Source organism: Streptomyces sp. NPDC002324 (assembly GCF_053593335.1).
Map to the genome: position 1 here is coordinate 128,363 of NZ_JBSFCF010000003.1, position 20,838 is coordinate 149,200.

Below are 20,838 nucleotides of genomic sequence, written 5' to 3' on the forward strand. Positions count from 1 at the left end.
CTTGCCCAGTTGCGGTCCGCGACCGGTACGATCCCCAGGAAAGCCGCCGTCCCCAGTCACCGCGCGGCATCATCCGCTACGAAGGTCATCCATGCCCCACAGCCAAACCTCTGCACCTCGCGACAGCCTTGCCGGTGTACGGCTCGCGCGCGGAGCATCGCCGTGGCTTCTCCCGACCGTCGCCACCGCAGCACTCAGCCTCGCCCGTTCGCGCCGCTCCGGTGCGGCACGGGCCGTGGCCGTACCCGCCACCGCGCTGGCGGCGGGCATGCTGTGGTTCTTCCGCGACCCCGAGCGTGAGATCGCCCAGGGCCGGGTCATCTCGCCCGCCGACGGAGTGGTGCAGAGCATCATGCCGTGGAAGGACGGCCGCACCCGCGTCGCGATCTTCATGAGCCCGCTCAACGTCCACGTCAACCGGGCGCCGCTGTCCGGCACGGTGACGTCGGTCGAGCACATCCCGGGCGGGTTCGTACCGGCGTTCAACAAGGAGAGCGAGAACAACGAGCGCGTCGTCTGGCACTTCGACACCGAACTCGGTGACATCGAGATGATCCAGATCGCCGGCGCCGTGGCTCGCCGTATCGTTCCGTACCTCCCCGAGGGCACCAAGGTCGAGCAGGGTGACCGGATCGGGCTGATCCGCTTCGGCTCGCGGGTGGACATCTACCTGCCCGAGGGTGTGGAGATCGACGTCGAGGTGGGGCAGAAGACCGTGGCTGGGGTGACTCGCATTGACCGTGACTGATCCTGAGACCCAACCCGGCCAGACCGGGGCCGGCTGGGTGCCCGAGGTCGACGTGGAGGACGACGCGGAGGAGATGCCGCTGTCGCTCCGCCTGTCGATAGCGGACACCCTCACGCTGGGCAACGCCACGTGCGGCTTCATGGCGGTGTACTTCACCACCACCGGCATCCTGATCCCGCACCTCACCGGCAGCCAGGAGACGGGCATGGCCCGCCACAGCGCGGCCACCGCCGTGATCCTGATGCTGTGCGCGGCGATCTTCGACCTGTTCGACGGGCTGGTGGCGCGCAAGCTCCGCTCCTCGCCGATGGGCGCGGAGCTGGACAACCTCTCCGACCTGATCAGCTTCGGCCTGGCGCCGGCGTACTTCGTCCTCGTCTACGGCATGGTCGCGGACGACGCGCACCAGCGGGTGGCCGCGGTGGGTGCGATCGTCGTGCTCCTGGCCGTGGTGCTGAGGCTCGCGAGATTCTCCTGCGTGACAGTGAAGGACGGCACCTTCCAGGGCATGCCGTCGCCGTTCGGCGCGCTGACCGTCGTGTCGATCGTGCTCCTGGAGCTGCCCTTCGTGGCCACGCTCCTGGCGATCATCGGCACGGCGTGGCTGATGGTGAGCCGGGTCGAGTACCCGAAGCCGCGGGGTCCCCTCGCGGGCGCGATGCTCTCCTGGATCGTCCTGTCGATGGGTCTGCTGATGGCCTGGGCCTTCGACGCCCCCGGCGGTCAGCTCCTCCTCCAGACCGGCTGCGCCCTGCAGCTCGTGATGGGCGCGGTGATCCCCCTCTTCGCCACGGCCCGACGGGTGAACAACTTCCGCGGCAACCGACGCGAGGCCCGCGCGGCACAGCTGCCCTGACCTTCGTTCCCGCTTCGACGGGTGTGGCCCGAGCCTTGATGGCTCGGGCCACACCCGTTTCTGGTTCAAGGGCGTCCGCGGTGTGCCCTTGACGGGTCAACTACCTGGTGTGGGGGTCGGGTTGCTGGGGGTGAGGAAGGGGAGGACGGTGGAAATGGGTGGATGGCACACGAATTGCACCCATGCGACCGTCAGGAGAGGGCCATGGCCGACTATGAACTGAGAGAGCACAAGGTCACGCACACGTCGACGGTCCCGGCGACCGCGGGCGTCGAGCTGGAGCTGCCCGTCCGGGAGTACGACGGCACCCCCGGCAACGGACACGCGCACGACCGCGAGCCGGTGCTGATGCTGCATGGCAGGAGCGTGCCGGCGCTGGCGGGGTTCGACCTCGCACCGGTGCCCGGCGGCAAGCCCACCCGCTACAGCTGGGCCCAGGCCCTCGCGCGGGCCAACTTCGACGTCTTCGTCATGGATCTCCAGGGCTCCGGTCGGTCGCCCCGCCCGGGGCAGATGGACGATCCGTACAACACCAACCCGGCTCAGCAGCAACCGGTCCTCGTCGACCACACCATCCCGGCACCCGGCCCGCCCAAGTACAAGAGCGAACTGGGCAATTCGGAGAGTGACGAGGCAGAGCTGGCCACGGTGGTGGGGTTCATCAAGAAGCAGGTCGGCCCGGGGAAGCGGATCCGCTTCGTCGGCTGGTCAGCCGCCTCGTTCGTCATGGGCCCCTACACCCTCAAGCACCCCGGGGACGTCGAGAGCCTGTTCCTGCTCGCTCCGATGTTCCCGCCGCGAGGACGGTGGTCGGGAAAGCCCGAGGACCCCTTCGGTCGTCCCCCGGGTGTCACCTCACTGCCGGTGGGCAAGCCGCCGCAGTTCAGCTTCCCGATGCACGTCACCAGCAAGACCGGGTTCAAGAGGGCACTGACCGGCACGCCCTCCCTGTGGGAGCCCGGCATCGACGAGCTGGCCTGGGCCGCCTGCATGGAGGACGACCCCGTCGCCAGCAAGTGGGGACCGCTCACGAACGGCGAACACGAGGGTGTTCTGCGGTATCGGAACACCTACTGGTGGGGCTGGAACAGCAAGACCGCCCCGCACAAGCACGAGGGCAAGTACGTGCTCGGCGAGCGGGTCCCCGTCCTCATCGCCTACGGGGAACTGGACCGGACGGCGAACAGCCCGGTCCCGATGCCCGACGACCTGTACTTCTCGGTTCCGGATCTCTACGCGGCGATCGGCGGCTCGAAGAAGCAGATGTTCTGCTTCGAGGGATCCAGTCACTCCCTGGTCTGGGAGACAACCGCCCAGGCCATCCACCACTTCTCGAAGCAATGGTTCAAGCACGGCACGGTGGAGGAGCTCGCCCCCGGCAAGTACTTCAGGGAACTGGACGGCAACCTGATCCCCCTGCCGTAGCCGTCAGGTGAGGAAGTCCCGGCCGATCTGCTCGGCCACCCGCTCCAGGATCGGGCCGGGATCGGCGATGCAGCGCTGGAGGTCCGGCTCGACCTCCGTGAGCGGATACGCCCGGCGGATGCCCGCGCGCCCCAGCGCCTCCGGCGGAAGGGCCAGGCGGCCGCAGACCGCGACGACCTCCTTGCCGGCGGCCCGGGCGGCCGCCGCGACGCCCGCCGGGGCCTTGCCGTGGAGGGTCTGTTCGTCGAGGGACCCCTCGCCGGTGATCACCAGGGTCGCCTTCTCCAGCGCCGCAGCGAAGCCGAGGACGTCGAGCATGACCTCGATGCCGGGGCGGAACCGGGCGCCGAGGACGAGGGCACCGAAGCCGATGCCGCCGGCGGCGCCCGCACCGGGCGCGAGGGCGTGTTCGGCGACCAGTCCGCCGAGGGTCTTCTCCAGGACGGCCGCGAAGTGGGCCAGGTTCGCGTCGAGCGTCGCCACGTCCTCGGGGCTCGCGCCCTTCTGCGGCCCGTACACGGCGGGCGCGCCCTTCGGCCCGGTCAGCGGGTTGTCGACGTCGCTGGCGAGGACGAGGTCGACCGCCGCGAGCCGCTCGTCGAGGCCCGACAGGTCCGCCGTCGCCAGGTCGCGCAGACCTACGCCGCCGGGACCGACGGGCTCCCCCGCCGCGTCCAGGAAGCGTGCCCCGAGCGCGGCGAGCATGCCCGCGCCGCCGTCCGTCGTCGCACTGCCGCCCACGCCGAACACGATCGTCCGGGCACCCGCGTCGAGAGCGGCGCGCAGCAGCTCCCCGGAGCCGTAGGTGGAGGCGGTGAGCGGGGCGAAGGTCCCGGCGGGCAGCCGCTGCAGTCCGCTCGCCTCCGCCATCTCGACGACGGCCGTGCCGTCGCGCAGGGCGTACGCGGCGGTGACGCTCTCACCGAGCGGACCGGCGACCCGTACCTCGCGCTGTTCGAAGCCGGCGGCGACCGCCGCGGCCACCGTGCCGTCACCGCCGTCGGCGACGGGCAGGGCCTCCACCGCCAGCTCGGGCCGGACCCGGCGCAGGCCCGCGGTGACCCGCTCGGCGACCTGGACGGCCGTCAGCGTGCCCTTGAACTTGTCCGCGGCGATCAGCACCCGCGGAACTGCCGTGTCCGTGTCGATGGACGTACCGATCCCGTCCACTGCGGCGTTCGCCACCTTGCGTTCCCCTCGCTCATCGGGCCTTGCGCACGTCAAGGCAGTCGCGCCGCTGCGACCCTAACCGCCCGGGCCCCCGTACGTCATGCCCCGTCCCGCCCACCGAACACCGCCGGACGGGCCGCCGTGCCCGGAAGTGGGTAGACCTGGACCATGACGCCCACGAGCCCCGCGACCCTCACACCCCCGGTGGGGGCCGAACTCGGCGACCGTGTCCTCGGGGGCTGGCTGGGCCGGATCGCCGGGAACATGCTCGGCAAACCGGTCGAGCAGGGCGAGCTGTGGACGCGGGAGCGTATCGACCGGTACCTCCGCGAGGCCGGGGCCCTCCCCCTCACGGACTACCTCCCGGAGCCGGCCACCGAGAGCGACCGGCGCGCGCTGCGGCCGGAGTGGCGCAGCTGCGTCCGGGGCCGGATCCACGGCAGCTGCCGCGACGACGACGTCGACTACGCGATCCTCGGGCTGCACCTGCTGGAGACGCACGGTTTCGGCTTCAGCACCGAGCAGGTCGGCGACCTGTGGCTGCTGCGGCTGCCGTATCTGCAGACGTTCACGGCGGAGCGGGCGGCCTACCGCAACCTCGCCCGGGGTCTGAAGCCGCCGGTGACCGCGACGTACGACAACCCGTACCAGGAGTGGATCGGCGCCCTCATCCGCGCCGACGTCCACGGCTGGACCTGCCCCGGTCTGCCCCGGCGCGCGGCCTCGCTGGCCCGGCGGGACGCGGTGCTCTCGCACACCGGCAACGGGGTGTACGGGGCCATGTGGGCGGCGGCGCTGGTCGCGGCGGCGTTCACGGCCACGGGTGTGCGGGCGGCCGTGGAAGAGGCGCAGGCGGTGATCCCGGCGGGTAGCCGCCTCGCCCGGACCGTGCGCCGGGTCGTCGCCCTGCACGACGCCGGGCTGGACTGGGCGGACACGCTGGCGACGGTGGGCGAGGAGACGGCCGGCCTGGGCTGGATCCATGTCGTGCCGAACGTGGCGGTGCTGACCGCCGGGCTGTTGTACGGCGGGGGCGACTTCACCCGGACGATCGCGCTGACCGTCCGCGGTGGCCTGGACACCGACTCCAACGGGGCCACCGCCGGGTCGGTGGCGGGGGTGCTGTGCGGGGCGGCGGCGATCCCGGACCGGTGGAAGGACCCCCTGGAGGACACCGTGCGCAGCGCCGTGTTCGGTTTCGACGGGGTGCGCATCAGTGAACTCGCGGAGCGCACGGTGCGGTTGGCCGAGGCCGCCGGCTCCTGAGCGCCGGTCGTCGTGCTCCCCGAGCGCCGATTTCCCGCCTCCCGCGGGCCGTCTACCCTGCCTGGATGAGCACTCCGGACTTCGCCGCGTACCTCGCGAGCCTGCCCCGTGTCCTGGCCGGCGCCGCCGCCCTCTTCCGGGACACCGAGGGGCGGATCCTCCTCGTCGAGCCCAACTACCGAGAGGGATGGGCGCTCCCGGGCGGGACGATCGAGTCGGACGACGGGGAGAGCCCGAGGCAGGGGGCGCGGCGCGAGACGCTGGAGGAGATCGGGCTGGACGTCGAGCCGGGGCGGCTGCTCGCCGTGGACTGGGTGCACGGGGTCGGGAGGCCGCCGCTGGTGGCGTACCTGTACGACGGCGGGGTGCTCGGCGAGGAGGATCTGAAGCGGATCCGTCTGCAGGAGGAGGAGTTGCTGTCGTGGCGGCTCGTCCCGCGCGCCGAACTCGCCGGGTACCTCCCGGGGGCGCTCGGCCCGCGGGTGCTCGCCGCCCTCGACGTGCTGGCGGACGGCACGGGTCCGGTCGAGTTGGAGAACGGCTGCCGGGTCGGCTGAACCGGCGATGACCGGCCACGGCGGTGGCGCTCCGCTGTTGACAGGAGTCACCTGACTTCGGGTCAACTGCCCTTGTACAGAACGTGAGAAGGGTGGAGGGGGCATTTAATGCAACTTTGAAGCGCTGGCTGAAAACGCTGCCCGTTCGTCACTCCAGCATCTAGGCTGACATCACCCCCGTCCGAGGGATGGCGCCTCGTGTCCCGCTCAGGAACCGGGGCAGCACTCGGGACACCGTGATCGGCGGCCCGGGCGCGGGCCGTGGCTCCGGGAGACCCGGAGCACCTGGGGGAACGGTCACCGGGAGCCGCCCGGAGCAGTGCGTCTCCTCCGCCCGCGGGCCGATTGTCGCCCGTCCTCACCGAACAGGCAGCTGAGGTCATGGAACCACTGGGCTCAGACGATCCCGAGGAGCTAGGTCCCTACCGTCTCGTGGCCCGGCTCGGCGCAGGAGGAATGGGACGGGTCTATCTGGCGCGCTCCCCCGGGGGACGGACCGTCGCGGTCAAGGCCATCCGTCCCGAGCTGTTGGGGGACAAGAACTTCCGTATCCGTTTCCGCCGGGAGGTGGAGGCCGCCGGAGCGGTCGGCGGCCGGTACACCGCGCCCGTGGTGGACGCCGACCCGGACGGCCCCGTCCCGTGGCTGGCCACGGACTACATCGCCGGCCCCACCCTGGCCGAGGCGGTCGCCGCGCACGGCCCGCTCCCGGTGGAGTCGGTGCTCGTGCTGGGCGCCGGCATCGCCGAGGCGCTGATCTCGGTACAGGCCGCCGGGCTGGTGCACCGCGACCTGAAGCCCTCCAACGTGCTGCTCGCCGCCGACGGCCCGCGCGTCATCGACTTCGGCATCGTCCGGGCGAGCGACGGCTACGACCTCACCCGCTCCGGCGCCCTCTTCGGTTCCTTCGAGTACATGTGCCCCGAGCAGGCCACGGGTGAGCCACTGGGTCCCGAGGGCGACGTCTTCTCGCTGGGCTCGGTGCTCACGTTCGCCGCGACCGGACACGCGCCGTTCAGCGGCACCGCGGCGGCCACGCTCCTCTACCAGGTCGTGCACAGCGCCCCCGATCTGACCGGGGTGCCCGAGCCCCTGGACAAGATCATCAACCTCTGCCTCACCAAGGACCCCCGGCTGCGCATCACTCCCGACAAGCTGGCCGCGGCCTGCGCGCCCGGGGGTGTGGAGCAGTCGACGGGAGACGACTGGCTGCCCGCGTCGGTGACCTCCTCGATCGCGCTGCGCGCGGCGGCGGTGCGGACCCTGGACACCACGCCGTACACCGAGGTCACGTTCCCCTCGGCCGGGACCGGCCCCGAGCCGGACGTCCACACCGCACGGCACAGCCGGGCCGCGTACGACTTCGAGCGGGACGACGAGGGGGCCCGCGACACCCGGAGCCCGTCGGCGACGGAGCCCGGCCGCCCGTACGACGGCTCCGGACTGCCGGGCCGCTCCGCGCAGGAGCCGGCGCCCGGCGGTGCCGGCGGCGAACCGCGCTCGGGAACCGGGCTCCGCGCCCGTGCGGAGCAGTACTCCCCTCCCGAGGAGCCTGAGCCCTACCGGTCCTCCGGCGGACACCGCCGCGCGGTGTCGCGGCCCGGCCCGTCCCGGCGCATGCTCCTGGGCGTGTCGGCCGGCTCCGCCACCGCCGCCGCCGTCGGTGCCGCCGTGGTGCTCGGCCGGCCGGAGAAGACGGCCGCACGCTCCACGAAGCCCGTGGGCCCGCCCCCCAAGCCGCTGTGGACCTATCGGGGCGGCCCGCTGGTCCAGGCGCCCGCAGTCTTCGAGGACGGCACGGCCCTGCTGAAGACCCGCCCGGGTGACATGCTCAGCCTCGATCTCAGGGACGGCACCCGGCCGAGGTGGGTCTACGAGGGCATCAGCCCGTCGCCGACCCCGACCGTGCTGGCCTTCGACGCCGCGGTCGCGCTCGGTGAGGGGGCGACGGTGATCGGAGTCGACCCGGTCGACGGAACGGAACGTTTCACCATCGACTTCGGGCCGGATTTCCGCTTCGACACGCTGCTCGGAGCCACCGACGACCGGGCCATCTCCGTCATCGGCGTCCGCCTCAAGAGACAGTCCGACGAGCAGGGCGTCGCGACCTCCACGGACACGGTGTTCAGCGTCGACCTGGCGGGCCGCCGCGCCGAGGTCATCCCGATCAGCCCGGAGGACGTCGGGGTCCGGCTGGCGCCGGTCATCGTCCCCGGCTTCTTCGTCTACGCCGACGGCCTGCGCAATGTCACCGCCCGGAACCTGGACGACTCCGGCGTCGTGTGGCGCCGCCCCGTCGGCTACGACCTCCGGCCCGGCCTCGCCGTCCTCGACCGTACGGTGTTCGCCATCGGCCGGCAGCTGGAGGCCCTGAACCTGACCACCGGCAAGCTCCGCTGGCGGGTGAAGCCCGAGCGCGGCATGTTCGCCTCCCTCGGCGGCTACGGCAACACGGTCTACGTCACCGGCACCGACCCCGCCGGCGTGTACGCCTTCAACGCCGGTACCGGCGCCCGCCGTTGGTTCTGCCCCACCCCCCGCCTCAACATCGACCAGCCGGTCACCGCGGGCCCGGGCGCCGTCTACGTCCCGGCCTACCAGAACAGGGACGGCATCTACGCGATCGGCGCCGCCAAGGGCCGGCTCCTGTGGAACTTCACCGACGGCGTGGAGACCGGAGTCAACGACTGGCAGCTCGCCTGCGACCACAGCGGCGTCCTGGTCGCCCAGCACTACGACCGCACGTACGGGCTGCCCGCCCCCTGACACCACGCGCCCGGGCGCCGCCCCGTTATCCGCTCGCCCCGGCCGGACCCCCGACCTACCCTCACCCCATGGACAAGCCCCTCGTCGCCCTCCTCAGCGGCGCCGGCATCAGCACCGACTCCGGCATCCCCGACTACCGGGGCCCGAACGGGCTGTGGCGGCGCGATCCCGAGGCCGAGAAGCTGGTGACGTACGCGTACTACATGGCTGATCCCGAGATCCGCAGGCGCGCGTGGCGGATGCGGCGGCAGAACCGGACGCTGCTGGCGGAGCCGAACGTGGCGCACCGGGCGGTGGCCGAGCTGGAGCGGTCCGGGGTGCCGGTGCGGGTGATCACGCAGAACGTGGACGGGCTGCACCAGCTCGCCGGGATGCCCGCCCGCAAGGTCCTCGAACTCCACGGCAGCGCGCGATCCGTGGTGTGCGTCGCGTGCCACGCCCGTACGCCGATGGAGGACGCCCTCGCCCGGGTCGAGGCCGGTGAGGACGATCCGCCGTGCCTGGAGTGCGGCGGCATCCTGAAGTCCGCCACCGTCATGTTCGGCGAGCGCCTGGACCCGGTGGTGCTCGGCCAGGCCGTCTCCATCGCCAAGGCCAGCCAGGTGTTCATCGCCGTCGGCACCAGCCTCCAGGTCCAGCCGGCCGCCGGGCTCGCCGGAGTCGCCGCCGACCACGGGGCACGGCTGATCATCGTCAACGCCGATCCGACCCCGTACGACGAGCGGGCGGACGAGATCGTGCGGGAGCCGATCGGGACCGCGCTGCCGGAGCTGTTGCGGGGGCTCGGTGCCGCGAGCGGCTGACCGGGCCGCCGGGCCCCCGCGCTTCAGGACGCGGCGGGCCGGCTGACGCGGAGCTTGGACTGGCCGTGCGGCAGTTTCTCCCAGTCGTCCATGAAGCGGGCCTGAAGTCCGTGCTTCTCGGCCAGGGCGACGAGCGTCTCGGTGCGGTAGTAGAAGTCCTCCCGCAGGACGTGGTGTTCCGTGCCCTCGGTGCGGTCGAAGGTGAAGTCGAACCAGCCGTTCGGGGTCAGCACCCGGCCGACGTGGGACAGGCACTCCTCGATGACGTGGAGCGGCGAGTGCGAGAAGACGCTGTGCGCGTGCACGACGTCGAAGTGGGCGTCGGGGAGGAACTTGAGGGTCAGGTCGCGTACGGGGGTCAGGGTGGGCAGGCGCGACTGCAGCCCCATCTCGACGATGGTGTCCTGGGCGGCGGCGAGGATGTCGGGCGAGATGTCGAGGCCGTAGTAGTGGCCGGGCTCCAGGTGCCGGATGAACCGCCAGCCGCCGCGCAGGTTGCCGCAGCCGATCTCCAGCATCCGGTGCTCGGGACGCAGGCCGTGGCCGAGCAGGTAGTCGAACTGCATCGCGCCGAGGGCCAGCCATCTCTCCCGGCTGCGGCTGCCGACCGCCGCGTCCGGGTCGGCGCGGGTGTCGGAGCGCATCACCGCGCGGTAGTAGTCGATGTGGTCCGGGTGGCGGTGGCGCAGCCACATGTCGCGGGTCACGCGGACGAGATGGCGCGGCACTCGGCCGGGGTGGCGCAGCGCGTAGGTGACACGGTGGCCGAGGGCGGCCCGGTTGACGGTGAGGTTCTTCTCGGTCGGCGGCACGGGGCTTCCTTCCCTGAGGACTCGGTGGTCGCGTCCCGAGGCGGCTCGGGTCGTGCTGCCAGCCTCGGGGCGCCGGCGGGGTGTTCGGTTCGGTCGACCGGCTCCGGTCCGCGGGCGGTTCGGGCGATCCTCGTATCAGCCGATCGGTTGATGCGGCCGGGAGCCGGTCACGTTAGACACAGGAGGGCGACCTGTGAAGTACCCGAGGAGCACGACAAGAGAGCCGGTGGGGCGATGAGTTGGCCGGAGCAGGAGCGCACGGACCCGGACGGCCGCTGGCTGGCCGCCGTCGTGCACGCCGCGTTCTTCCTGCTGTTGTGCTCCTCGTTCGCCCGGTTCCTGACCCGCGATCAGGGCGGTACGCGCGCCCACTGGGTGATGGCGCTGTTCGCGGTGTTCGGGCTCCTCTACGCCGTCGGGCATCTGCTGGCTCCCGCGCCGCCTCCCGGCAGCCGGCCGTCCACCCGGCATCTGGCCTGGCTGGGGTCGGTGACGGCGGTCTGGGTCGTCCTGCTCGCGCTCGCTCCGAGTGCCACCTGGTGTGCCATGCCGCTGCTGTTCGCCGGGCTCCACACGCTGCCGCCGCGGATGGCCGTGCCGCTGGCGGTGCTGCTGACCACGCTGGTGGTCGCCGCCGAGATACGGGTGTCCGAGGGCACCATCAACCCCAACATGGTCGCCGCCCCGCCGGCCATCGCGGCGGTCGCCACCGCCCTCTTCGTCCATCTGCGGCGGCAGGCGGCCCGGCAGCGCGTCCTCATCGGCGACCTGGTCCGCACCCGCCGGGATCTCGCGGCCACGGAACGGCGGGCGGGGGTCCTCGCGGAGCGGCAGCGGCTGGCCACGGAGATCCACGACACCCTCGCCCAGGGGCTGTCCAGCCAGCGGATGCTGCTCCAGGCCGCCGAACGCGTCTGGGACACGGACCCGGACGCGGCCCGTGGACACATCGGGAGGGCGGCCGAGATCACCTCCCACAGCCTGGCCGAGGCACGCCGGTTCGTGCACGACCTGGCTCCGGCCGACCTCGTGGAGCGCTCGCTCCCCGCCGCGCTCGGCGCCCTCGCCGAACGGGAGAGCGGGCCGGGCCTGACGGTGGAGTTCCGTCTCGACGGCCGCCCCGGGCCGCTCCCCGAACGCGCCGAGGCGGCCCTGCTGCGCATCGCCCAGGGCGCCCTTGCCAACGTCCGCGAACACGCCGCCGCGACCCGGGCCGCACTGACCCTGACCTGCCTCGACGACCAGGTCTCGCTGGACATCGCCGACAACGGGCGGGGCTTCGACGCGGAGCGCCGGACGGCCACCGGGGCGGACGGGGCGGCGCCGGGACGGGAGCGCGGGCACGGGCTGCCGGCCATGCGCATCCGGGCACGGCAGTCGGGCGGCACCCTCACCGTGGAGTCCGCTCCGGGCGAGGGCACGGTGGTGTCGGCGGCCGTCCCCCGTACGCCGATCGTCCGCGACACCGCCGGGGAGTACATCCGATGAGCTGGCCGGTGTCCTCGGGGCCGGCCGGGTCGCCGCCCGTCGCCCGGCCGCCGGTGCGGCTCCTGCTGTGCGACGACCACGCCGTCGTACGCGCCGGGTTGCGCGCGCTGCTGTCCAGTGCCGACGGCATCGAGGTGGTCGGTGAGGCGGGCACCGGCGAGGAGGCGCTCGCGCTGGCCGCCCGTCTGCGCCCCGACGTGGTGCTGATGGACCTGCAACTCGGCGACGGCATGGACGGGGTGACGGCCACCCGGCGGCTGACGGCGCGCCCGGCCGAGGAGGCGGAGACACCCGCCGCGCCGGTGCCCCGCGTTCTCGTGCTCACCATGTTCGACACCGACGCCGACATCAGCCGCGCCATCGAGGCGGGAGCCACCGGCTACCTCCTCAAGGCCGAGCGGCCCGACGAACTGTTCGCGGCGATCCGCGACGCCGCGACCGGCCGCACCGCGCTGTCGGCACCGGTGGCCGACCGGCTGATGGCCCAACTGCGCAGCCCACGGCCCACGTTGTCCGAGCGCGAGCACGAGATCCTGGGCCAGCTGGCCCGCGGTCTGGGCAACCGGGAGATAGCGCGGGCCCTCTTCATCAGCGAGGCGACCGTCAAGACCCACCTCGGCCGCATCTACGCCAAGCTGGGCGTGGAGACGCGGGCGGGCGCGGTGGCCGTGGCGAAGGAGCGCCGTCTGCTGTCGTGATCCGCGCCCCCGCGCCCCCGCGCGCCCGACGCGCTCCCGTTCCCCCGCTCCCCCGCGTCCTCGGGCTAGAACAGGGCCGCCCCCCGCTCGAAGTCCAGCAGCCGCCGCTTGCGTTCGACGCCACCGCCGTAGCCGGTGAGGCTGCCGTCGGAGCCGACCACACGATGGCAGGGCACGATGATGCTGACGGGGTTGCGGCCGTTGGCCAGGCCGACCGCGCGGGACGCCTTGGGGTTGCCGAGGGCGTCGGCGAGATCGCCGTACGCGCGGGTCTCGCCGTAGGGGATCGACACGAGCCGCTCCCAGACCAGACGCTGGAACGGGGTGCCGTGCAGTCGGAGTTCGAGGGTGAACTCCCGCAGCTCGCCCGCGAAGTAGGCCTTCAGCTGCTCCTCCGCCCCGGCGAAGAGCGAGTCGTCACGGGGGCCGAAGTTCTCCTGCGGCGGGCGGTGCCGCTGCTCGGCCATGTAGAGCCCGCAGAGCACACCGTCGTCGTCGGCGACGAGGGTGAGGGGGCCGTAGGGACTGTCGACGACCGTGTGCCGCTTTTGCGACGCCTGGTGCTTCATGAAAGGTCCTTGGGAGATGCGTCGGCCCTGAACGGGCTCATACGGGAAGGTAGTTGATGGGGTGGCTGTCCGTCGCCCACAGATACTGGACGGCGTACGCCCGCCAGGGCCGCCAGGCCGCCGCCCGGGCCGTGAGCGCCGCCGGGGTGGACGGCAGGCCCAACTCCCGGGCCGCGCGCCGGATTCCGAGGTCGCCGGGGAGGAAGGCGTCGGGGTCGCCGAGGGCGCGCATGGCGATGACCTCGACGGTCCAGGGGCCGAAGCCCGGGAGGGCGAGGAGGCGGGCACGGGTCTCGGCCCAGTCGCTGTCGACGCCCAGGTGCAGCTCCCCGTCGGCGAGCCCGCGTACCAGGGTGGAGAAGGTGGTCCGGCGGGTGCCGGGCATCGCGAGGGTCCCGGGGTCGACGGCCGCCAGCGCCTCGGGGGTCGGGAAGAGACGGGTGAGACCGCCTTCGGGGTCGTCGACCGGTTCGCCGTGCGCGACGACCAGCCGGGCCGCGTGCGTGCGGGCCGCTGCTGTGGACACCTGCTGGCCGAGCACGGCCCGCACGGCGAACTCGGCCTCGTCGACGGTACGCGGCACCCGGCGCCCCGGCGCCTTGCCCACCAGGGGCGCAAGGACGGGATCGCCGCTCAGCTGCTCGTCGACGGCGACCGGGTCGGCGTCCAGGTCGAGCAGGCGGCGGCAGCGGCTGATGGCGACGGGGAGGTCGCGCAGATCACCGAGGGTGAGCCGGCAGGCGATGTGGTCGGGCCGCGGTGTGAGGCCCACGATGCCGTGACCGTACGGCAGCCGGAGGGTCCGCCGGTACGCGCCGTCATGCCACTCCTCCACCCCGGGCACGGCGGTCGCGGCGAGGTGACCGAAGAGGTTGTCGGGGTTGAGCGGGGCCCGGAACGGCAGCCGCAGGCTCAGCGCGCCCGAGGTGCCGGGGGAGTCGGCGCGCTGCCTGGCCGAGCGGGTGGCCCGCCCGCGCAGTTCGCTCGGCGACAGCGCGAAGACCTCCCGCACGGTGTCGTTGAACGTCCGGATCGACGCGAACCCGGCGGCGAACGCGATCTCCGCCATCGGCAGCGCGGTCGTCTCGATCAGCAGCCGCGCGGTCTGCGCCCGCTGCGCCCGGGCGAGCGCGAGCGGCCCGGCCCCCAGCTCGGCGAGCAGCTGCCGCTCGACCTGGCGGGAGCTGTACCCGAGGCGCCGCGCCAGCCCCGGCACGCCCTCGCGGTCCACCACCCCGTCCCCCACCAGCCGCATCGCCCGTGCCACGAGGTCCGCCCGCTGATCCCACTCCGGTGATCCGGGGCTCGTGTCCGGCCGGCACCGCTTGCAGGCCCGGAACCCGGCCTGCTGGCAGGCCGCCGCACTCGGATAGAACGTCATGTTCTCCGCCTTCGGCGGCACCACCGGGCAGCTGGGCCGGCAGTAGATCCGCGTGGTCACCACGGCCGTGAAGAACCACCCGTCGAACCGCGCGTCCTTCGACCGCACGGCCCGCACACACCGCTCCGTGTCTTCGTGCATCCCGTTCCGCATGACACCAGCATCAGGGAGGGGAGCAGGGAGGGCTGGCGAGAATCCGACATCGAGGTGCGGGTGCCCCGCGGGCTCCGGGCCCGCCGGGGGCGCGGAGTACCGCGCGACCGGCCCGCGCGACCAGCCGGTGCGGACCCGTGCCACCGTCCCCCGACGAGCCCCCCGGCTCCCCCTCAGTCGCGCGCGGCCCTGCGCCAGGCCGACTCCCTCAGCAAGCGAAGCCCGTTGAGCCCCACCACCACCGTGGACCCCTCGTGCCCCGCCACCCCGAGGGGCAGCGGCAGATGACCCACCAGGTCCCACACCACCAGTACCGCGATGCACACCCCGGCGATCACGAGGTTCTGCACCACCAGCCGCCGGGCCGCCCGCGACAGCCGCACCACCGCCGGGATCGCGCCCAGCTCGTCGCGCACCACCACCGCGTCCGCGGTCTCCAGCGCGAGATCGGACCCGGCCCGGCCCATCGCCACCCCGGAATGGGCGGCGGCGAGGGCGGGCGCGTCGTTGACGCCGTCCCCGACGAACAGCACCTTCCGGCCCTCGTCCTGGAGCCCCCGTACCGCCGCCACCTTCTCCTGCGGCAGCAGCCCGGCCCGCACGTCGGCGATGCCGGTGTCCGCCGCCACCCGGGCCGCGGCACCGGCGTTGTCCCCGGTGAGCAGGACCGGCGACACACCGGTCACGGCCACGAGCGCGGCCACGGCGCCGGGTGCGTCGGGGCGCAGCCGGTCGGCCAGGGTGAGCGTCCCGACGGCCTCCCCGTCCCGTGTGACGGCGACGGTCGTCCCCTCGGCCTCCGCGCCGGAGTCGGCACCCTCGCTCTCCCCGGGCCGTCCCACCGTCACCACGCGCCCCTCGACACTCGCCCGCACACCCCGTCCGGGCAGGGCGGTGAAGTCCCCGGCGGCGGCCACTCGCAGCCCGCGGGCGCCGGCCGCGGCCACCACGGCGCGGGCGAGCGGATGCTCACTGGGGTGCTCGGCGGCGGCGGCCAGCGCCAGCAGCCCGTCCTCGTCGAGCCCGGAGCCGGGCAGCGGCCGTACGGCCGTGATCTCGGGCGCGCCCTCCGTGAGGGTGCCGGTCTTGTCGAGGGCGGCGACGTCGATCTCGCCCAGCCGCTCCATGGCGACGGCGGACTTGACCAGGACACCGTGGCGGCCGGCGTTGGCGATGGCGGAGAGCAGCGGCGGCATGGTGGCGAGGACGACCGCGCAGGGCGAGGCCACGATCATGAAGGTCATGGCGCGGAGCAGCGCGGACGTGAGGTCCTCGCCGAGGGTCAGCGGGACGCCGAAGACGGCGAGGGTCGCGACGACGACGCCGACGGCGTACCGCTGTTCGACCTTCTCGATGAACAGCTGGGTGGGCGCCTTGGTGCGCGAGGCCTCCTCGACGAGGCTCACGATGCGGGCGATCACGGAGTCGGCCGGGTCCCGTTCGACGCGGACGCGCAGCACTCCCGTGCCGTTGAGGGTCCCGGCGAAGACCTCGTCGCCGGGGGCCTTGGGCACGGGCAGGGGTTCGCCGGTGATGGTGGCCTGGTCGGCCTCGCTGTCCCCCTCCAGGACCCGCCCGTCGGCGCCGATGCGCTCGCCGGGGCGGACCAGCACCACGTCGCCGACGGCGAGCCGGTCGGTGGGCACGGTCTCCTCGGCGGAGCCGTCCGCCGGCAGCCGGGTAGCCGTGGTGGGCGCGAGGTCGAGGAGCCCCCGTACCGAGTCGGCGGTGCGGGCGGTGGCCAGGGCCTCCAGGGCTCCGGAGGTGGCGAAGATGACGATCAGCAGACCGCCGTCGAGGACCTGGCCGATCGCGGCCGCGCCCAGCGCCGCGACGATCATCAGCAGGTCGACGTCGAGGCTCTTGTCCCGCAGCGCCCGCAGCCCTTCGAGCGCGGGCTCCCAGCCGCCGGCCACGTACGCGATCGCGTAGAGGGGGCCGTACAGCCAGGCGGAGGCCCCGGCGAGGTCCAGCGGGAAGGCGAGCAGGAAGGCGACGGTCGAGGCCAGCGCCCAGCGGGCCTCGGGCAGGGCGAGGACCCGGGTGCGGCGGCGGGGGGCCGTCGGCATGGACGAACGGGGGGCGGGTGACGGAGCGAGGGTGGCAGACACGCGGCACACCATACAGGAACACATGAAGACTCATTCATGCCTTCATGTGCGATGGGTAGGATACGGGCCATGGGTCATGGAGCCGTCACCTCAGCGCAGGACGCCACCCCTCGCGTGCGCCTGGACGCGGGCAACGTCGCCAAGGTGGCCACCACCCTCCAGGCCCTCTCCACCCCGTCCCGCCTGCTGATCCTGGCCCGGCTGCGCGAAGGCCCGCTCCCGGCGACCGAGTTGGCCGCCGAGGTCGGGATGGAACAGTCGGCCTGCTCCCACCAGCTGCGTCTGCTGCGCAACCTCGGCCTGGTCGTGGGCGAGCGGCGGGGCCGTTCGGTGGTGTACGCGCTGCACGACCACCATGTCGCCGAACTGCTGGACCAGGCCGTCTTCCACGTGGAGCACCTGAGGCTGGGCCTCAGCGACGCTCCCGACGGGGAGTGAGGCGCTCACGCCGCCGGAAGCGCCGGCAGCGTCACGGGCGGCAGACCGCCGAGGAGCCCCCCGACCAGGCCGGTGACCAGGCCGAGCACGGGCTGCAGGAGGCCGGTGACGACCCCGAGGACCGGGGCGAGCAGACCGGTCACCGCGCCCAGTACGGACCCCAGGTCGAGCGAGGCCAGCGCCTTGAGCAGGCCGTCGACCGCGGACTGCAGAGCGGCCAGCAGATCCGCCACCGGGTCGGCCGCCGCGGCGGCGCGGTCGGTGCCGGCCGGGGCCGCCGCCTTCAGCTTCTCCAGCCGCTTCTGCACGGTGGTGTGGGCCGCCCGCAGGGCCGTGGCGTGCCGGGCGGCCTCGGCCGCGTCGAGCCGGCCGGAGTCCAGCTTGGCGATGGTGGTCAGCTCGTCCAGCAGCGGGGCGAGGACATCGCCCTGGTCCATGCGGTCGAGCAGGTCCAGCTGGTCCAGGAGCACGTCCGTGTCGGTCGCGACGGCGTCCGTCTCGGTGACCGTCTCCGTCCCCGTCACCGTCACCGTCTCCGTCTCGGTCGCCGTGGCCGTGGCGGCGTCCACGTCGGCCTCGATGTCCGCCAGCAGCCCGTCCATGTCGAGGTCGAGCCGTGCGAGCAGCGCGTCCACGTCGGCGATCTCCTGGCCGACGAGAGCGTCCGCGTCGGCCTCCTCCTTGGCCAGGAGGGCATCGATCTCCGCGTCCAACGCGTCGAAGAGGGCGTCCAGATCGGGTTCGGGGACCGCGGCGGCCCCGGTCGAGGTGTGGTCCGAGGCGGTGCGGCCCGCGTCGACGGCCGCGGTGGCGGTGCCGACCGGACCGAAGACCAGTGCCCCGCACACCAGGGGCGACAGGAGGAGACCACGGGAGACGAGGGCGCGCATGCACGTTCCTTTCGAAGCAGCTGTCCTTGCGCTCACCGTGGAAGGCCGCACGGCCCGCCGCAACCGATCACGGCGCCGGGGCCCGGTCTGTCAACATGCCACGCCGACGACGCTGACCAGCGTCTTTCTTCTGGCATACGGCTCCCTACGACTCCGTTCGAACCGCTCCGGCCGTTCGTCCGTCGGAGTGCGGCGGGACGACACGCCGGACGTTGCGATTCACCCCGCCGCGCGCTCGGCGCCGCTGTGGGCGCGCCGATCTGAGCCGATGTCAGCCCGTCCGTGCGGCGAAGGCCGCGTACGCCTCGTCGTCGAAGAGGACGAACCTGACCTCCTCGACCGAGGTCTCCGTGGCGCGGACGGTCTCCACGGCGATACGGGCCGCGTCGTCCATCGGCCAGCCGTAGACACCGGCGGACACGGCGGGGAAGGCGACCGTGCGGGCGCCGAGTTCGTCGGCCACGCGGAGGGATTCGCGGTAGCAGGAGACGAGGAGGGCGGAGCGGTCGAGGCTCTGGCTGTGGACCGGGCCGACCGTGTGGATGACCCAGCGCGCGTCCAGGTCGCCCGCCGTCGTGGCGACGGCCTGGCCGGTGGGCAGGCCCCGCCCGTAGTGGGAGGCGCGGAGCGCGCGGCACTCGGCCAGGATGGCCGGGCCGCCTCGCCGGTGGATGGCACCGTCCACTCCTCCCCCGCCGAGGAGGGAGGAGTTCGCGGCGTTCACGATGGCGTCGACGGACTGCTGGGTGATGTCGCCCCGGACGAGGGTGATGGTGGTCATGCCCGCCTCTATATCAGCCGCGGGGCCGTACGAGCCCCCATGTGGCGGTGCCCCGACGGGCCCATGACCCGGCCGACCACCGGCTCGTCGCCCTCCCGGCTCGTCGCCCTCCCGGCTCGGCGACCCGTCGGCCTCGCCCCGCCGGCTCAGCGACCTACCGGCTCACCGGCAACGACCGCACCCCGCGGGTCGTGCTCATCGTGAACGCGAAGTCCTCCGGCGGCGCGGTCAGGCGCAGGTTCGGCAGGCGGCCGAACAGGGCGGGCAGGCCGACCCGCAGCTCCGCGCGGGCGAGGGACTGGCCGACTGGCCGATGCACTGGTGCAGCCCATGGCCGAAGGCAAGATGGCCGGTGGTGTCGCGGCGGACGTCCAGGTGTCGGGGCCGGCGAAGCCGGACGGGTCGCGGTCGGCGGCGTGGACCGCCACGATCACGCCCTCGCCCGCGCGGATGCGGACGCCGGCGACGGGCGCGGCGGTTCCTCCACGGCGCCGGGCCACAGGCCCGCGCGCAGGGCGGCGAGTTGTCCGGGGTGGCGGAGCAGGGCCACGACCGCGAACGGGAACATGTCGGCGGTCGTGTCGTGACCCGCCACCAGCAGCAGCGGACGAGGAGTTCGAGGGGGCGCCGGTCTCGACCGTCACGTCGAGTCCGTGCCGGGCCAGGTCCCGGGCGAGGGCGTCCACCCGTCGGGGCAGGTCCGGCGCGTAGGGGTCGAGGTGGCCGTGGTCGAGGGTGAGCGCGACGCCGTCGTAGCCGAGGTCGGCGAGGACCGCGAGGACGTCGGCGAGCCGGTGGTTGGTGAAGCCGTTGGTGCCGTAGCCGAATCTGAGGGGGGTGGGGGGCGGGGTCATGTCGGATTTCCTCCGCGGAGGTCCGTGCTGTTCAGGTGGGGGAGACGCGCCGCGCGAGCCGTCGCGCGAGGGGGTGGACGACACCCAGGGCCGCCGCCGCGGCGGTGGCGCCGCTCCGTGCGGTCAGCGCCGCCTGCAGGGGCACCAGACCGAGGATCCCGGCCCCGACGGCCCGCCGTACGTTCTCGCCCGACGGCTCCCGTACGGCGCGGGCCTGGGCCGTTCCGTAGCTGCCGAGGTAGGCGAGGGCCCCGGCGGCGACCACGACCGCCCTGGCCGCGGCCGAGGGTGACCCGCCGGCGGTCCCCTGGCGCCCCGCGCGGTGGGCGACGGCCGTGGGGACGGCCGGTAGAGCCGCCGCGAGGGCGGTGGTCGTGGAGGCGGCGAGGGTCGCGGCCGGCAGCCGGGCGGGGGCGCCCGAGATCTCGTGACGGCTCAGCACGGTCAGCGTGTAGGTGTGGGCACCGATCAGCGCGGCGGGGACGGCACCGCGCAGCAGGGCGGTACCGGTCGAGGTCGTACGCTCCCTGCCGCGCCCGGCGGCCAGGGTGCCCGCGAGGACGTCCAGGGCACGTGCGCAGGCCATGGCGGCCGGGCCCGCCGGGGTGGACTTGAGCAACAGGTCGTACGCCCAGACGGCGCCGGCCAGGGGCAGCGCCCCGAGCAGACTCCGGCGACCCCCCGAGGCGGCGGCGAGCGCGAGGCCCCCGGCGGTCAGGGCTACGGCGACGGCGAGGGCGGTGCGGCGCGGGACCCGGCCCGACGGGACGGGGCGTTCGGGGCGCTCGACCGCGTCGATCGTGGCGTCGGCGTAGTCGTTGAGGGCCATGCCGGCCCAGTAGAGGCAGACGGACGAACCCATCACACCGAACGTCCGCGCACCGAGCGGATGTCCCGCCGCGGCGGCACCCGCGAGCACGTCGCCCGGAACGCTCAGGGCGGCGGGTGCGCGCACGAGTTGCGCGAGGTCGGCGAGGCCCACGGCAGGCCGCGAGCCGGAGTCCGGTAACGCACTCCGATCATTCATGGCGGCAACTTACCCAGGTGACTTGAACATGCACACGGAGAAAGC

20 protein-coding genes and 1 pseudogene are annotated in these 20,838 nt (G+C 73.5%); 10 read left to right on the forward strand and 11 right to left on the reverse strand.

The genetic code is table 11. The features are described 5' to 3' along the window. Nucleotides 1-91: 91 nt before the first annotated feature. The 3 genes from ACWCRJ_RS06650 to ACWCRJ_RS06660 all read left to right on the forward strand — a co-directional run bounded on the left by ACWCRJ_RS06650 (nucleotide 92) and on the right by ACWCRJ_RS06660 (nucleotide 3,029). Nucleotides 92-748 carry a phosphatidylserine decarboxylase gene (locus ACWCRJ_RS06650; protein WP_327727039.1) on the forward strand — a complete coding sequence of 219 codons (657 nt, stop codon included), beginning with the start codon at nucleotides 92-94 and terminating at the stop codon, nucleotides 746-748. 37 nt (nucleotides 749-785) lie between these two features. Next, nucleotides 786-1,604 carry a CDP-diacylglycerol--serine O-phosphatidyltransferase gene (gene pssA / locus ACWCRJ_RS06655; RefSeq protein WP_005482314.1) on the forward strand — a complete coding sequence of 273 codons (819 nt, stop codon included), beginning with the start codon at nucleotides 786-788 and terminating at the stop codon, nucleotides 1,602-1,604. Nucleotides 1,605-1,808: 204 nt separating this feature from the next. Continuing rightward, a complete protein-coding gene (locus ACWCRJ_RS06660) occupies nucleotides 1,809-3,029 on the forward strand; it encodes an alpha/beta hydrolase (protein WP_450938262.1) in 1,221 nt (406 codons plus the stop codon). A gap of 3 nt (nucleotides 3,030-3,032) precedes the next feature. On the opposite strand, the gene ACWCRJ_RS06665 is transcribed toward ACWCRJ_RS06660, so the two are convergent. After that, entirely contained in the window at nucleotides 3,033-4,214 is a 1,182-nt protein-coding gene (locus ACWCRJ_RS06665; protein WP_450938263.1) for a glycerate kinase, read from the reverse strand. A 153-nt stretch (nucleotides 4,215-4,367) separates the two neighbouring features. On the opposite strand from ACWCRJ_RS06665, the gene ACWCRJ_RS06670 reads away from it, so the two are divergent. The 4 genes from ACWCRJ_RS06670 (at nucleotide 4,368) to ACWCRJ_RS06685 (ending at nucleotide 9,591) form a co-directional block, all read left to right on the forward strand. Beyond that, entirely contained in the window at nucleotides 4,368-5,465 is a 1,098-nt protein-coding gene (locus ACWCRJ_RS06670) for an ADP-ribosylglycohydrolase family protein (protein WP_450938264.1), read from the forward strand. Nucleotides 5,466-5,530: 65 nt separating this feature from the next. Continuing rightward, complete coding sequence (locus ACWCRJ_RS06675; RefSeq protein WP_450938265.1) at nucleotides 5,531-6,022, forward strand: NUDIX domain-containing protein; 492 nt, start codon at nucleotides 5,531-5,533, stop codon at nucleotides 6,020-6,022. A 381-nt stretch (nucleotides 6,023-6,403) separates the two neighbouring features. After that, nucleotides 6,404-8,788: a protein kinase domain-containing protein gene (locus tag ACWCRJ_RS06680; RefSeq protein WP_450938266.1), complete on the forward strand. Its 2,385-nt coding sequence runs from the start codon at nucleotides 6,404-6,406 to the stop codon at nucleotides 8,786-8,788. 68 nt (nucleotides 8,789-8,856) lie between these two features. Next, nucleotides 8,857-9,591, forward strand: a complete 735-nt coding sequence (locus ACWCRJ_RS06685) for an SIR2 family NAD-dependent protein deacylase (protein WP_450938267.1) — start codon at nucleotides 8,857-8,859, stop codon at nucleotides 9,589-9,591. A 23-nt stretch (nucleotides 9,592-9,614) separates the two neighbouring features. Here the strand turns inward: ACWCRJ_RS06685 and ACWCRJ_RS06690 are convergent, their stop codons facing one another. Continuing rightward, nucleotides 9,615-10,403: a class I SAM-dependent methyltransferase gene (locus tag ACWCRJ_RS06690; RefSeq protein ID WP_450938268.1), complete on the reverse strand. Its 789-nt coding sequence runs from the start codon at nucleotides 10,401-10,403 to the stop codon at nucleotides 9,615-9,617. A 234-nt stretch (nucleotides 10,404-10,637) separates the two neighbouring features. On the opposite strand from ACWCRJ_RS06690, the gene ACWCRJ_RS06695 reads away from it, so the two are divergent. Both ACWCRJ_RS06695 and ACWCRJ_RS06700 read left to right on the forward strand, forming a co-directional pair. Further along, the gene (locus tag ACWCRJ_RS06695) at nucleotides 10,638-11,891 is read left to right on the forward strand and encodes a sensor histidine kinase (protein ID WP_450938269.1); all 1,254 of its coding nucleotides are present in this window, start codon (nucleotides 10,638-10,640) and stop codon (nucleotides 11,889-11,891) included. Beyond that, a complete protein-coding gene (locus ACWCRJ_RS06700) occupies nucleotides 11,888-12,589 on the forward strand; it encodes a response regulator (RefSeq protein WP_450938270.1) in 702 nt (233 codons plus the stop codon). Before ACWCRJ_RS06695 ends, ACWCRJ_RS06700 begins: the two co-directional genes overlap by 4 nt. 65 nt (nucleotides 12,590-12,654) lie before the next feature. Here ACWCRJ_RS06700 and ACWCRJ_RS06705 read toward each other — a convergent pair whose 3' ends face one another. The 3 genes from ACWCRJ_RS06705 to ACWCRJ_RS06715 form a co-directional block, all read right to left on the reverse strand. Then, entirely contained in the window at nucleotides 12,655-13,158 is a 504-nt protein-coding gene (locus ACWCRJ_RS06705) for a methylated-DNA--[protein]-cysteine S-methyltransferase (RefSeq protein WP_450938271.1), read from the reverse strand. A 37-nt stretch (nucleotides 13,159-13,195) separates the two neighbouring features. After that, nucleotides 13,196-14,692: an AlkA N-terminal domain-containing protein gene (locus ACWCRJ_RS06710; RefSeq protein ID WP_450938272.1), complete on the reverse strand. Its 1,497-nt coding sequence runs from the start codon at nucleotides 14,690-14,692 to the stop codon at nucleotides 13,196-13,198. 173 nt (nucleotides 14,693-14,865) lie between these two features. Further along, a complete protein-coding gene (locus ACWCRJ_RS06715) occupies nucleotides 14,866-16,815 on the reverse strand; it encodes a heavy metal translocating P-type ATPase (RefSeq protein WP_450938417.1) in 1,950 nt (649 codons plus the stop codon). Between the two features lie 57 nt (nucleotides 16,816-16,872). Between ACWCRJ_RS06715 and ACWCRJ_RS06720 the strand changes: the two genes are divergently transcribed. After that, complete coding sequence (locus ACWCRJ_RS06720) at nucleotides 16,873-17,241, forward strand: ArsR/SmtB family transcription factor (RefSeq protein WP_450938273.1); 369 nt, start codon at nucleotides 16,873-16,875, stop codon at nucleotides 17,239-17,241. Nucleotides 17,242-17,246: 5 nt separating this feature from the next. Here the strand turns inward: ACWCRJ_RS06720 and ACWCRJ_RS06725 are convergent, their stop codons facing one another. The 6 genes and pseudogenes from ACWCRJ_RS06725 to ACWCRJ_RS06750 form a co-directional block, all read right to left on the reverse strand. Continuing rightward, the gene (locus tag ACWCRJ_RS06725; protein ID WP_450938274.1) at nucleotides 17,247-18,131 is read right to left on the reverse strand and encodes a hypothetical protein; all 885 of its coding nucleotides are present in this window, start codon (nucleotides 18,129-18,131) and stop codon (nucleotides 17,247-17,249) included. Between the two features lie 271 nt (nucleotides 18,132-18,402). Continuing rightward, the gene (locus tag ACWCRJ_RS06730; RefSeq protein ID WP_450938275.1) at nucleotides 18,403-18,912 is read right to left on the reverse strand and encodes an O-acetyl-ADP-ribose deacetylase; all 510 of its coding nucleotides are present in this window, start codon (nucleotides 18,910-18,912) and stop codon (nucleotides 18,403-18,405) included. A gap of 154 nt (nucleotides 18,913-19,066) precedes the next feature. After that, nucleotides 19,067-19,231 (reverse strand): hypothetical protein, encoded by a 165-nt coding sequence (locus ACWCRJ_RS06735; protein WP_450938429.1) that lies wholly within the window; start codon nucleotides 19,229-19,231, stop codon nucleotides 19,067-19,069. Nucleotides 19,232-19,342: 111 nt separating this feature from the next. After that, nucleotides 19,343-19,507, reverse strand: coding sequence for a hypothetical protein (locus ACWCRJ_RS06740; RefSeq protein ID WP_450938430.1), 165 nt, complete (start codon nucleotides 19,505-19,507; stop codon nucleotides 19,343-19,345). Between the two features lie 28 nt (nucleotides 19,508-19,535). Beyond that, nucleotides 19,536-19,766 (reverse strand): annotated as a pseudogene (locus ACWCRJ_RS06745) (sugar phosphate isomerase/epimerase); the annotation flags it as partial. Between the two features lie 31 nt (nucleotides 19,767-19,797). Next, entirely contained in the window at nucleotides 19,798-20,793 is a 996-nt protein-coding gene (locus ACWCRJ_RS06750) for an SCO3242 family prenyltransferase (RefSeq protein WP_450938276.1), read from the reverse strand. Nucleotides 20,794-20,838: the final 45 nt, after the last annotated feature.